Source organism: Stutzerimonas sp. Brlt_14 (assembly GCF_051948915.1).
GTDB classification, from domain to species: domain Bacteria; phylum Pseudomonadota; class Gammaproteobacteria; order Pseudomonadales; family Pseudomonadaceae; genus Stutzerimonas; species Stutzerimonas stutzeri.
The window spans coordinates 650,152-662,983 of the sequence record NZ_JAYJLM010000003.1; the positions used below are offsets into that span (position 1 = coordinate 650,152).

Consider the following 12,832-nt stretch of genomic DNA (forward strand, 5'->3'; position numbering starts at 1 on the left):
TCCTGCTTCATGGGGGAGCGATGGGGCGCCTCGCGCGTCTTGCGACCGGCAGGCGCCGCTTGCAGCCATGGTCCTCCCGCCCCGAGCGGGCGGTATTGATCGGCGTCATACGGGATGGGCGGTCGCGCAGACAACAAAACGCCGGGACGAGCCCGGCGTTTTGTGTTGCAAGCCCGAATCAGGCTGCGGCGATCACGTCGCCATGGTTTTCCGGCTCGATCAGTGCGCGGTGCAGCGCGGCGATGGCGGCGTCGTAGTCTTCCTCGTTGACCACGCACTGCATCTCCACCTGACGGATCGACTGGTGGATCGCCTGGATGCTGATGCCGGCCTCGGCCAGAGCGGCCACGGTCTTGGCCAGAATGCCCTTGACCTTGAGGTCGGAGCCGATGGCCGAAACGATGGCCAGGTTGTGCACTGTGACCTCGGCGGCCGGGTACTGCTCCTCGATCAGCCGCGCGGCGCGGTTGATCAGCTTGCGCGAACCGGAGGCGTAGTAGGTGATGCTGTTGGCGTCGGAATCCTTGTTCACCACATAGAGCTTGAGCTGCTTGAGCAGCTTGCTGATCTCCATGTCGTAGCCGATGTCGCCGAGCATGTCCTGGTCGAACACCTCGATGCCGAAGACGTCCTTGCGCCCGGCGATGATCTCGACGCAGGGCTTCTCGGACTTGTAGTCCTGGCTGATCAGCGTGCCGCCATGCTCGGGCTCGAAGGCATTCTTGATGCGCAGTTCGACGCCGGCGCGACGCAGGGTCTTGGCGGCGCGCGGGTGGATCGCCTCCATGCCGAGGTTCGACAGCTGGTCGGCGACGTCGTAGTTGGTGCGGCCGATGGTGACCACTTTGTCGGCACCCACCAGATTCGGGTCGGCCGAGGAGAGGTGAAATTCCTTGTGGATGATGGCCTCGCGTGCGCCGGTGGCGGCGGCGATCTGGGCGAAGGTGATCTCGCTGTAGCCGCGATCGAAGGTGTTCATCAGGCCTTCGGCGCAATGGGTGTAACCGGTGGCGACCACCAGTTCGCGGCTGAAGTCGAAGCCGGCGAAGTGGCTGGAAATCATCTCCTCGAACGGCAGCGGTGCTTCCTGCTGCCAGCCGGTGAGGTCGGCCAGGCGCGCGTTGACGCCGCGCTGCTTGAGCGCCAGCACCGAGTTGAAGGCGCTGTGGGCTTCGCCGAGGGAAGCGAGCATCTCGCGCACCTTCATCAGGTGTTCGGAGAGCTGGAAGTGGCCGTAGGCGCAAAGCTTCTGCAGGCTGTGCATGCACTCGCTGGCATCGTCGATGCGCGAGTTGATGAACTGGTTGGCGGCGTGCAGTTCGTACTCGGAACTGAACAGCTCGGCGTTCTTGGCGAGCATGCGCTGGCGCACACCCTCCAGCGCTTCGCGCCAGGCACCTTCGCTCTGCGCATCGGCGAAGCGTTGGTAGACGCCGGGCTCGCCGGTCTTCTTGTGCTCCAGCAGCAGGTTGGTCATGCCGCTGTAGGCCGAGACGACGAAGATACGCTGGTACAGCGCTGCGCCTTCCCGGCGGCCGATGAAGATATTGTCGAGAACTTCCTCGAAGCGGCTCATCGACGTGCCGCCGATCTTTTCCACGGTATGCATCTTTTTATAGCGTCCGAATCTGGCAGGCCGTTGACGGGCCCGGCGCGCAGCTGGCGCACCTGTCGATCAACGAGCTGGAGTGAATTTCCCTGGGCCGGTAGCGATCGGCCAAGCCGGGGGAAGGGGCCCGTCATCAGACGCGCCCCATCGCCTCAGAGATACTGTTGCGGCCGAATGTCCAGCGGCTTGAAATTCTCGCGTTCGGCGACAAAGGCCGGGCGCGGTTTCTGCTCGCAGAACGGAGCCTGCACGGCATTATCCACGTGGTTGTAGACGTAGAACAGATTGCTCCGCGCGCTGGGCGTGATGTTGCCGTTGGAGCCGTGCATGGTGTTGCAGTCGAAGAACACCACGCTGCCGGCGGGGCCGGTGGCGCAGTCGATGCCGAAGCGGCTGGCCAGCTCGCTCAGGCTGTTCTGGTCGGGGATGCCGATCTCCTGCTTGCGCAAGGACTTCTCGTAGTGATTTTCCGGTGTGGCTCCGACACAGCGCACGTAGTGCTTGTGCGAGCCGGGCATCAGCATCAGCGGGCCGTTGTGCGGCTCGTTGTCGGTCAAGAGGATCGAGCAGGACAGGCAGCGCATGCGCGGCATGCCGTCCTCGATGTGCCAGGTCTCGAAATCCGAGTGCCAGTAGAACTCCTTGCCGGTGAAGCCGGGCTTGAAGTTCATTCGCGACTGGTGCACGTACAGGTCGCCGCCAAGGATGAAGCGGGCGATGCCGGCGGTGCGCTCGTCGGCTGCGACGCGGGCGAACAGCTCGTTGTCCTTGTGGATGGCGAACACCGAGCGGATCGCACCGCTGTCGGGTTCCTTGATGGTCTTGCCCGAACCGGCGACGGCCGGGTCCTGGCGCATGCGCTCGAGTTCGGCGCGAAACAGCGCGACTTCGTCGGCGCTGAACAGATTGGGGATGACCAGGTAGCCGTCGCGTTCGAAGCGTTCGACCAGCTCTGCCGCGATCGGCGCATTCTCCAGGTCGCTGCGGTAGACGACCGGATCCAGGCGTTCCTGCCAGCTGGGCTGGTCTTCCTGGCGCGAGGGATACAGGTCGGCTTGCATAGGGTTCACGCTTACCTCCTTTCTTGTAATGGCGGGGCGGCGCGGTGGCCGCCCCGGTTAACCGGTATCAGACGGTTTCGGCCTCCAGCGGATAGACGCCGCTTTCGTCATGCACTTCGCGCCCGTTGAGCGGCGGGTTGAAGACGCAGGCCAGCTTCATGTCTTCGCTGCCACCGCGCAGCAGGTGCTCGTCATGCTTGTCCAGCACGTACAGCGTGCCCGGCTCGATCTTGTAGATCTTGCCGTCGGCGATGGTTTCGATCTCGCCATTGCCGCTGATGCAGTACACCGACTCGAAGTGGTTCTGGTAGTGGATGTGCGTCTCGCTGCCGGCGTAGATGGTGGTGATGTGGAAGGAGAATCCCACCTTGTCGTCCTTGAGCAGCATGCGCGTGCTGTCCCAGGTGCCGGTCTGGCTGTGGACCTTGCGGTCGGTCTTTTCGCACTCGGCGAGGGTTCTGACGATCATGGCGGATACCTCAGGAAGCTTGGTTCTCGGTCTGCTCGCTCATCACGGCGGCAAAGGCCTTGTCGAGGATGGAAAGTGCCTTGTCGATCTGCTCATCGCTGATGATCAGCGGGCAGAGGCACTTGACCACTTCGCTGTGGGCGCCGCTGGTCTCGATCACCAGGCCGTTTTCGAAGGCGTGGCGGCACACTGCGGCGGCAATCTCGCCATCGGGGCAGCTGATGCCGATCATCATCCCGCGGCCCTTGAGGAACAGCGAATCCGGGCCGTGGCGACGGATGATGCGCTGCATGCCGTCGGCGATGCGCTTGCCCTTGGCCTTCACGCTGTTGGCGAACGTGTCGTTCTGCCAGAAGTGCTCGACTGCCGCGGCCGCCGTGACGAATGCATGGTTGTTGCCGCGGAAGGTGCCGTTGTGTTCGCCGGGCTTCCACTGGTCCAGCTCCTGGCGCAGCAACACCATGGCGAACGGCAGGCCGTAGCCGGACAGCGACTTGGACAGCGTGACGATATCCGGCTGGATGCCCATCTCTTCGAAGCTGAAGAAAGTCCCGGTGCGGCCGCAGCCGGCCTGGATGTCATCGACGATCAGCAGCATCTCGTGCTTGCGGCAGAGCTTCTCGAGCTTGCGCATCCACTCGGCCGATGCTGTGTTCAGACCGCCTTCGCCCTGGACCACCTCGACGATCACCGCGGCGGGCTTGTCGATCCCGCTGGATGGGTCGGACAAGAGCTTGTCCATCATGCCGATGGTGTTGGTCTTGTCGCCGAAATAGTTGGCGTAGGGCATGCGGCTGACGTCGGAGAGGCCGATGCCGGAGCCGCCGCGGTGATGCTGGTTGCCGGTGGCGGCCAGCGCGCCAATGCTGCAGCCGTGGAAGCCGTTGGTGAAACTGATGATGTTGTTGCGCCCGGTGACCTTGCGCGCCAGCTTCATCGCCGCCTCGACCGCGTTGGTGCCGGTCGGGCCGGTGAACTGCATGCGGTAGTCGCCCATGCCGCGTGGCTCGAGGATCAGCCGGTTGAAGGTTTCGAGGAAACGCTCCTTGGCTTCGGTGTACATGTCCAGGCCGTGGGTGATGCCGTCGCTCTCGATGTACTCGAGCAGCGCCTGCTTGAGCACCGGGTGGTTGTGCCCGTAGTTGAGCGTGCCGGCACCAGCGAGGAAGTCGATGTAGCGCTTGCCGTCCTGGGTGACCAGTTCGGCGCCCTGGGCCTGCTTGAAGACCACGGGGAAGGAACGGCAGTAGCTGCGAACCCTGGATTCATTCAGTTCAAAAGTTTTCATGCGTGCTCCTTGAGCTCTTCTTCTAGATGGGAAACGGTGAACGGGCCGGCGCGGTAGAGCACCTCGTCCTCGTGCTGACCGGCGAAATGTGTGTCGCGGGCGAACAGCGTGCGCGTCGTGCAGTTGGCATCGAGGCGGTCGAAGGCCCGCTTGAACAGCGCCTGTGACGCCCCGTTGTCCGGCGAGATGGTGGTTTCCATGTAACGCACGCCGTACTCGCGAGCGACCCGGGCGGTCAGTGCCAGCAGCATGCGCAGGGCCAGCCCCTGACCGCGCATCGAGCTGTCGACGGCGACCTGCCAGACGAACAGCGTGTCCGGCCGCGAAGGGGGGCGGTAACCCGAGATGAAACCGACCAGCTCGCCTTGGGCGTTCTCTGCGGCGATGGCGGTATCAGCGAAATCGGAACACTGCAGCAGGTTGCAGTAGACCGAATTGGTGTCGAGGGGCTGGCAGCGCGCCACCAGCTGATGAAGGTTGTAACCGTCGCCGTCGGTTGGGCGACGGAGCATTACGGTGGGGAAACTCAAAACAATGCCTTTGGGGTTGTTGATTGAATTCCTTTTTAGGGTAGGCATATCCGCACAAGTTTCTCAACCCATGTAACGGAATATGGGAAGTGTGCGTCGCTGTTGCCGCTGAAACCCGCATGATAACTGCGCTGGCGCGCAGAATGTTTCTGTGTATTGCGATGGTCAGCTTGCCGGGCAACTTAGCTGTCACCGAAATGCAATTTGAATTCAGGCTGGAAGTTCGAGCGCAAAGCGCGTCAGAAGTTCTCTGACTGGCGGTCTGTCTGGCTGAAAGCCACGCCGGGCGAGGGCTGTGGCGGTACTTGGCGCGGCGGATTGGTAGCTTGCGCGGGGCGTCTGGGAAAAACGAAGGGGCTGGGCGGATAAGGCCGCGCTGGGCGATTCGATATTCGTAAGACTTCTGTGATCGAGTCCGGAATATATGGCGCTAGTGTGACGCCCATATATTCCGCAGTTCTCCCGGCTCCCGCTCTTAATTGTTTGAGTCACGCTTCGTAGTCGCCGCAAAGTTCTCGCTGCCCTCTAGCGCGCATTATTCGGGCGCTCCGGGCTAATTCGCGAGAGAGCAATTGCGGGCATCTCATCCGGTAACTTTCTGGTCACGAAAAAGGATCATTGCCACCAGCTGTGGCCTTGCCGTTCGATGAACTGGTGTGCCTGTTCCGGACCGTCCTCGCCGGCCGGGTAGGGTCGCGGTTTGCGGTAGTAGCTGCTCCAGCCGCGCAGGATCGGATCGACCCAGTTCCAGGCGGCTTCCACCTCGTCGCGGCGCATGAACAGCGTCGAATCGCCTTCGATGACATCCAGCAGCAGGCGCTCGTAGGCCTCCCAGCGGCGGGTGCTGCTGAAGGCATGGGCCAGGTTGAGGTCCAGTTCCACCGGCTCGAGCTGCATGCCCTTGCCGGGTGCCTTGGCCATCAGTTGCAGGCTGATGCTTTCTTCCGGCTGCAGGCTGATGACCAGGCGGTTGACCTCGCCCTTGGCGAACAGCAGGTGCGGCACCTGCTTGAAGGTGATGATGATCTCCGAGCGCTTGCGCGCCATGCGCTTGCCGGTGCGAAGGTAGAAGGGCACGCCGGCCCAGCGCCAGTTGTCGATCTCGGCCTTCACCGCGACGAAGGTTTCGGTGTCGCTGTCGTTGTCGATGTTGGGCTCGAAGTAGTAGGCCGGCACGTCGTGACCGCCGATGCGCCCGGCGCCGTATTGGCCGCGTACGGTCTTGTCCAGCACGTCGTTGCCGGTGATCGGCTTGAGCGCTTCGAGCACCTTCACCTTCTCGCCGCGGATGTGCTTGGCATCGAAACGCACCGGCGCCTCCATCGCTACCAGGCAGAGCAGCTGCAGCAGATGGTTCTGCAGCATGTCGCGCATGGCGCCGGCATTGTCGTAGTAGCCGCCGCGGTTCTCCACGCCAAGGGTTTCGGCCACGGTGATCTGCACGTGGTCGATATGCCCGGCGCGCCAGATCGGTTCGAACAGGGCGTTGGCGAAGCGCAGCGCCATGAGGTTCTGCACCGTTTCCTTGCCCAGGTAGTGGTCGATCCGGTAGATGCGCGCTTCGGGGAACACCGCACCGATGGCTTCGTTGATCTCCAGCGCCGAATCCAGCGAATGGCCGATGGGCTTCTCCAGCACGATGCGCGCATCGTCACCGGCAAGCCCTGCGCTTTCCAGGTTGGCGGCGATGGGTTCGAACAGATCGGGCGCAGTGGCCAGGTAGTAGACCCGCACGCGGCCGTTGGCCTGGCCGAGGTGCTGGGCCAGACGCAGGTAGTCGCTGCGCTGGGAGGCGTCCATGGCGAAGTAGTCGACGCGCTGGGCGAAGGCCTGCCAGGTGTCCGGGCTGAAGTCGCCGCGTGCGACCTGCGCGCGGCAGTGACGCTCGGCCAGGGCCAGGTAGCCGTCGCGGTCAAGCTTCTTGCGCGCCAGGGCGAGAATCCGCACGTCGGCATGCAGGCGGCCGTCGCGGTGCAGGTGATACAGCGCCGGAAGCAGTTTGTGCAGCGTCAGGTCACCGGTCCCGCCGAACACGAGCATGTCACAGGAAATCGACATCGAATCTCTCCCAGGGGCAAAAAATGGGCGTCATGGCGAGGCTTGTAGTATAACTACCGCCCCACTACAACCCGCTGATGGCCGAGCGGTGCCTGTCGCGCCCGAACGAGCCCTCAGTCGTGAGCATAGCGAGCCCGCCACGTGAATCTGCTGCAACACATCGCCCAGTCGAGAAGCCTGCTACGGAAGTCGGAGTTGAAGGTGGCCGACCATGTCCTGCTCGATCCGGCCTCGGTGATGCACAGTTCCATGGCCGACCTGGCGCACACCGTCGGCGTCAGCGAGCCGACCATCGTGCGCTTCTGCCGGGCCATCGGCTGCCTCGGCTTCCAGGACCTCAAGCTCAAGCTGGCGCAGAGCCTGGCCGCCGGCGCCAGCTTCGGCCAGTTCGCCATCAGCGAGAACGACTCGGTGGCTGACTTCGCGCTGAAGATCTTCGACACCACGCTGCACACCCTGATGGAGGTGCGTGAGCGCCTCGACCCGGATGCCCTGCAGCGCGCCATCACCGCCATGGCCAAGGCCGAGCGGGTCGAGTTCTACGGCTTCGGCGCGTCCGGTGCGGTGGCCACCGATGCGCAGCACAAGTTCTTCCGTCTGCTGCTGTCGGCCGCGGCCTATTCCGATCCGCACATGCAGGCGATGTCAGCGGTCACGCTCAAGCCCACCGATGTAGCGATCTGCATTTCCCAGTCCGGCCGCTCCAAGGACCTGCTGATCACTGCCAACGTGGTGCGTGAGTCGGGCGCTACCCTGATCACCCTGTGCCCGAGCCAGACGCCGCTGGCCGAGCTGGCCACGATCAACCTGGCCATCGACGTGCAGGAAGACACCGAGATCTATACCCCGTTGACCTCGCGCATCGCCCACCTGGTGGTGATCGACGTGCTGGCGATGGGGGTGGCCATGGCTCGCGGGCCGAGCCTGGTCAACCACCTCAAGAGCGTCAAGCGCAGCCTGCGCAGCCTGCGTCTGTCGCCGAAGACGGTGAAGACGCACGAGGAGTGAGCCGCGGCGGCTTCATGGACGCGTCATCGCGCTGACTTCAGGCTGTCATCCGCAGCGCCGATGCTGGTCTCCCGTTACCTGATCTGGGAGACCGCCCATGCTCCGGCACAACGACGTCACCGCGCCACTCGACAGCAAGGCTCGTCGCAAGCAGCAGGATGAGCGCCGCATGCGCTTCCGCCGCGCCATCGAAAGCTACACCGAGCAGCGCCAGCTGCACGCCGAACTGGACGACTATGCCGATACGCTGGTGTTCAACTCGCTGATCGAGTCGTCGGCGGGCCGGCGAAGCGCTCCGCCAGCGCACTGATCTGCGCGCGTTCTTCACGGAGGAAGGCGAAGAATGCCTGGGCCACCGGGCTCAGGCGCTTGCCGCGCGGATGCACCACACACCAGCTGCGATACAGCGGCAATTCCGCTACCGGCAATTCCCGCAGCAGGCCGGCGGCCAGCTCAAGATGTACCGCGTGGCGCGGCAGCAGTGCCAGCCCGAGGCCGGCCACCACGCATTCGCGCAGCGCATCCAGCGAGGCGACCTGAAGGGTCTGGGTGAAGTGCGCGCGTTTCTGCCGCAGGTAGTCCTCGGCGGCCTTGCGCGTGCCGGAGCCCGGTTCGCGTACCAGCAGCGGATAGCTCGTCAGGTCCTGCAGCGACAGCGTCGCCGCGTGGCAAAGCGGGTGCTCGGCGGGCGCCACGGCGATGATCGGATTGTTGAGGAAGGGCATGAACTCCAGGTCCATGTCGGTGGGTACCTGGGACATGATCAGCAGGTCGTCACGGCTGACCGACAGGCGTTTCACCGCCTGGGCATGATTGACCACCACCAGCTGCAGGCTGACTTCCGGATGCAGGCGCTTGAACGCGGCGAACAGATGCGGCGTGACGTACTTGGCGCTGGACTCCACGGCGAGGTTGAGCTGGCCCTGCAGCGAGCCCTGCAAGTCGGAGAGCTGCATGTCGAGGCTGTCCAGCCGACCGAAGATGTCGGTGCTGGCGCGCTGCAGCGCCTCGGCCGCGTCGGTGAGGTAGAGCTTCTTGCCGACATATTCGAATAGCGGCTGGCCGACCAGTTCTTCCAACTGGCGGATCTGCAGACTCACCGCCGGTTGGGTCAGCGCCATCTCCTCCGCTGCGCGGCTGTAGGAAAGCGTCTCGCAGACCGCGCGGAACACCTGAAGCTGGCGCAATGTCATGCGCATCAATGATTTTCGCATCTTTTTACCAGTAGTTCGCCTGCATTTCGCGGAACAGTCAAACCTGCGGCGTTTCTGTCTGACTGGTCAAGAAACAGTCATTCCTGACACACATATAAGTAAATACTTATCCCAAAGAAAACAATTATTCATTTTCAGTAATCCCCCTCACGGGCGTAGGGTGAAACGAATCGCCAGCAAGGCGAGTGATCCTGACCCGCTCGCGGGTCGCCTGCTCAACGATCCGAGGGAAGACAGCGTGATCAAGAAGCTGCTGATCGCCAATCGCGGGGAGATCGCGGTGCGCATCGTCCGCGCCTGTGCCGAAATGGGCGTCCGCTCGGTGGCGGTGTTCTCCGAAGCCGACCGCCATGCGCTGCACGTCAAGCGCGCCGACGAGGCCTATTTCATCGGCGAGGACCCGCTGGCCGGCTACCTGAACCCGCGCAAGCTGGTGAACCTGGCGGTAGAGACCGGCTGCGATGCCCTGCATCCGGGCTATGGATTCCTTTCCGAGAACGCCGAACTGGCGGAAATCTGCGCCGAGCGCGGGATCAAGTTCGTCGGGCCTTCGGCAGACGTGATTCGCCGCATGGGCGACAAGACCGAAGCCCGTCGCAGCATGATCAAGGCCGGCGTGCCGGTCACGCCGGGCACCGAAGGCAACGTCAAGGACCTCGCCGAGGCGCTGCGCGAAGCCGAGCGCATCGGTTATCCGGTGATGCTCAAGGCCACCTCCGGTGGTGGTGGCCGCGGCATTCGTCGCTGCAACTCGCAGGCAGAGCTCGAGTCGGCTTACCCGCGGGTGATCTCCGAAGCGACCAAGGCCTTCGGCAGTGCCGAGGTGTTCCTGGAAAAGTGCATCGTCGAGCCCAAGCACATCGAGGCGCAGGTACTGGCTGACAGTTTCGGCAACACCGTGCACCTGTTCGAGCGCGACTGCTCGATCCAGCGGCGCAACCAGAAGCTCATCGAGATCGCCCCCAGCCCGCAGCTCACCCCCGAGCAGCGCGCCTATATCGGCGACCTGGCCGTGCGTGCCGCCAAGGCGGTGGGTTACGAGAACGCCGGTACCGTGGAGTTCCTGCTCGCCGATGGCGAGGTGTACTTCATGGAGATGAACACCCGGGTGCAGGTGGAGCACACCATCACCGAGGAAATCACCGGCATCGACATCGTGCGCGAGCAGATCCGCATCGCTTCGGGCCAGCCGCTGTCGGTCAAGCAGGAAGACATCCAGCATCGTGGCTTCTCCCTGCAGTTCCGCATCAACGCCGAGGATCCGCGCAACAACTTCCTGCCCTGCTTCGGCAAGATCACCCGCTACTACGCTCCCGGCGGGCCGGGCGTGCGCACCGACACGGCGATCTACACCGGTTACACCATTCCACCGTATTACGACTCCATGTGCCTGAAGCTGGTGGTCTGGGCGTTGACCTGGGAAGAGGCGCTGGCCCGCGGCTCGCGCGCGCTGGATGACATGCGCGTGCAGGGTGTGAAGACCACTGCCACCTACTACCAGCAGATTCTCGCCAATCCGGATTTCCGCAGCGGCCAGTTCAATACCAGCTTCGTCGACAACCATCCGGAACTGCTGAACTACTCGATCAAACGCAAGCCGGGCGAACTGGCCCTGGCCATCGCCGCCGCCATCGCCGCCCACGCAGGCCTGTGAGGAACGCACCATGACTGCCCAGAAGAAAATCACCGTCACCGACACCATCCTGCGTGACGCCCACCAGTCGCTGCTGGCCACCCGCATGCGCACCGAAGACATGCTGCCGATCTGCGACAAGCTCGACCGTGTCGGCTACTGGTCGCTGGAAGTCTGGGGTGGCGCCACCTTCGACGCCTGCGTGCGCTTCCTCAAGGAGGACCCATGGGAGCGCCTGCGCCAGCTCAAGGCAGCGCTGCCCAATACCCGCCTGCAGATGCTGCTGCGTGGCCAGAACCTGCTCGGCTACCGCCACTACAGCGACGATGTGGTCGAGGCATTCGTCGCCAAGGCGGCAGAGAACGGCATCGACGTGTTCCGCATCTTCGACGCGATGAACGACGTGCGGAATCTGGAAACCGCCATCCGTGCGGTGAAGAAGAGCGGCAAGCACGCCCAGGGCACCATCGCTTACACCACCAGTCCGGTGCACACCACCGAGGCGTTCGTCGAGCAGGCGCGGCAGATGGCGGCCATGGGCGTCGACTCCATCGCCATCAAGGACATGGCCGGCCTGCTGACCCCTTATGCCACGGGCGAACTGGTCAAGGCGCTGAAGGCCGCACTGCCCGAGCTGGATGTGGTGATCCACTCCCACGACACCGCTGGCGTCGCCAGCATGTGCCAGCTCAAGGCCATCGAGAATGGTGCCGACCACATCGACACCGCCATTTCTTCCATGGCCTGGGGCACCAGCCATCCGGGCACCGAGTCCATGGTCGCCGCGCTCAAGGGCACGCCGTACGACACCGGCCTCGACCTCGAGCTGCTGCAGGAGATCGGCCTGTACTTCTACGCCGTGCGCAAGAAGTATCACCAGTTCGAAAGCGAGTTCACCGGCGTCGACACCCGCGTGCAGGTCAACCAGGTGCCCGGCGGGATGATTTCCAACCTCGCCAACCAGCTCAAGGAGCAGGGTGCGCTGCACCGCATGGACGAAGTGCTGGCGGAGATTCCCAAGGTGCGCAAGGACCTCGGCTACCCGCCGCTGGTCACGCCGACCTCGCAGATCGTCGGCACCCAGGCGTTCTTCAACGTGCTCGCCGGTGAGCGCTACAAGACCATCACCACCGAGGTGAAGTACTACCTGCAGGGCCGTTACGGCAAGGCGCCGGCACCGGTCTGCGAGCACCTGCGCTTCCAGGCCATCGGCAGCGAGGAGGTCATCGAGTGCCGCCCGGCCGACCTGCTGGCGCCGGAACTGGACAAGCTGCGCAAGGACATCGGCGAGCTGGCCAAGAGCGAGGAAGACGTGCTGACCTTCGCCATGTTCCCGGACATCGGCCGCAAGTTCCTCGAGGAGCGCGAGGCCGGCACGCTGCAGCCCGAGGTGCTGCTGCCGATCCCCGACGGCAAGGCCGCGGCCGCCAGCGTCGAGGGCACGCCGACCGAGTTCGTCATCGATGTGCACGGCGAGACCTACCGCGTCGACATCACCGGCGTCGGCGTCAAGGGCGAGGGCAAGCGGCACTTCTATCTCTCCATCGACGGCATGCCCGAGGAAGTGGTGTTCGAACCGCTGAACGCGTTTGTCGGCGGTGGCGGCAGCCAGCGCAAGCAGGCCAGCGCGCCGGGCGACGTCAGCACCACCATGCCGGGCAACGTGGTCGACGTGCTGGTCGCCGTCGGCGACGTGGTGAAGGCCGGGCAGACCGTACTGGTCAGCGAGGCGATGAAGATGGAGACCGAGATCCAGGCGCCCATCGCCGGCACGGTGAAAGCCGTTCACGTCGCCAAAGGTGACCGGGTGAACCCGGGAGAAGTCTTGATAGAGATCGAGGGCTGAGTGAAGGGTGGCGTGGCGATTCGATCGCGCCACGCCAGCGTCGTTTCGATCCATCTGCTCGCGCTGTGCAGCGGGCGGCGGAACGCAAGGCGCTGGCAATGTGTCCCCTTTGGGAG

General features: G+C 63.9%; 11 protein-coding genes. 4 read left to right on the top strand and 7 right to left on the bottom strand.

The annotated features are described in order from the left end of the window. Positions 1-178: 178 nt before the first annotated feature. The 6 genes from VF716_RS10115 to zwf all read right to left on the bottom strand — a co-directional run bounded on the left by VF716_RS10115 (position 179) and on the right by zwf (position 7,015). A complete protein-coding gene (locus tag VF716_RS10115; RefSeq protein WP_013981377.1) occupies positions 179-1,609 on the bottom strand; it encodes an aspartate kinase in 1,431 nt (476 codons plus the stop codon). A 152-nt stretch (positions 1,610-1,761) separates the two neighbouring features. Then, positions 1,762-2,670, bottom strand: coding sequence for an ectoine hydroxylase (gene thpD, locus VF716_RS10120; RefSeq protein WP_011911424.1), 909 nt, complete (start codon positions 2,668-2,670; stop codon positions 1,762-1,764). A 67-nt stretch (positions 2,671-2,737) separates the two neighbouring features. Beyond that, a complete protein-coding gene (locus tag VF716_RS10125) occupies positions 2,738-3,139 on the bottom strand; it encodes an ectoine synthase (protein WP_013981379.1) in 402 nt (133 codons plus the stop codon). Positions 3,140-3,149: 10 nt separating this feature from the next. Continuing rightward, a complete protein-coding gene (gene ectB, locus VF716_RS10130; protein WP_019407431.1) occupies positions 3,150-4,427 on the bottom strand; it encodes a diaminobutyrate--2-oxoglutarate transaminase in 1,278 nt (425 codons plus the stop codon). After that, positions 4,424-4,939, bottom strand: a complete 516-nt coding sequence (gene ectA / locus VF716_RS10135; protein ID WP_013981381.1) for a diaminobutyrate acetyltransferase — start codon at positions 4,937-4,939, stop codon at positions 4,424-4,426. The genes ectB and ectA overlap by 4 nt, the downstream gene beginning before the upstream one ends. A 633-nt stretch (positions 4,940-5,572) precedes the next feature. Then, the gene (gene zwf, locus VF716_RS10140; RefSeq protein WP_013981382.1) at positions 5,573-7,015 is read right to left on the bottom strand and encodes a glucose-6-phosphate dehydrogenase; all 1,443 of its coding nucleotides are present in this window, start codon (positions 7,013-7,015) and stop codon (positions 5,573-5,575) included. A 141-nt stretch (positions 7,016-7,156) separates the two neighbouring features. On the opposite strand from zwf, the gene hexR reads away from it, so the two are divergent. Together hexR and VF716_RS10150 are read left to right on the top strand one after the other, a co-directional pair. Next, positions 7,157-8,023 (top strand): transcriptional regulator HexR, encoded by an 867-nt coding sequence (gene hexR, locus VF716_RS10145; RefSeq protein ID WP_013981383.1) that lies wholly within the window; start codon positions 7,157-7,159, stop codon positions 8,021-8,023. A 97-nt stretch (positions 8,024-8,120) separates the two neighbouring features. Then, the gene (locus VF716_RS10150; RefSeq protein WP_011911430.1) at positions 8,121-8,333 is read left to right on the top strand and encodes a PA3496 family putative envelope integrity protein; all 213 of its coding nucleotides are present in this window, start codon (positions 8,121-8,123) and stop codon (positions 8,331-8,333) included. On the opposite strand, the gene VF716_RS10155 is transcribed toward VF716_RS10150, so the two are convergent. Continuing rightward, positions 8,278-9,237, bottom strand: a complete 960-nt coding sequence (locus VF716_RS10155) for a LysR family transcriptional regulator (RefSeq protein ID WP_279643821.1) — start codon at positions 9,235-9,237, stop codon at positions 8,278-8,280. The two genes, VF716_RS10150 and VF716_RS10155, sit on opposite strands and share 56 nt — an antisense overlap. A gap of 238 nt (positions 9,238-9,475) precedes the next feature. On the opposite strand from VF716_RS10155, the gene VF716_RS10160 reads away from it, so the two are divergent. Together VF716_RS10160 and oadA are read left to right on the top strand one after the other, a co-directional pair. Next, complete coding sequence (locus tag VF716_RS10160; RefSeq protein WP_014595480.1) at positions 9,476-10,891, top strand: acetyl-CoA carboxylase biotin carboxylase subunit; 1,416 nt, start codon at positions 9,476-9,478, stop codon at positions 10,889-10,891. A gap of 10 nt (positions 10,892-10,901) precedes the next feature. Further along, positions 10,902-12,716, top strand: a complete 1,815-nt coding sequence (gene oadA, locus VF716_RS10165; RefSeq protein ID WP_440552638.1) for a sodium-extruding oxaloacetate decarboxylase subunit alpha — start codon at positions 10,902-10,904, stop codon at positions 12,714-12,716. Positions 12,717-12,832: the final 116 nt, after the last annotated feature.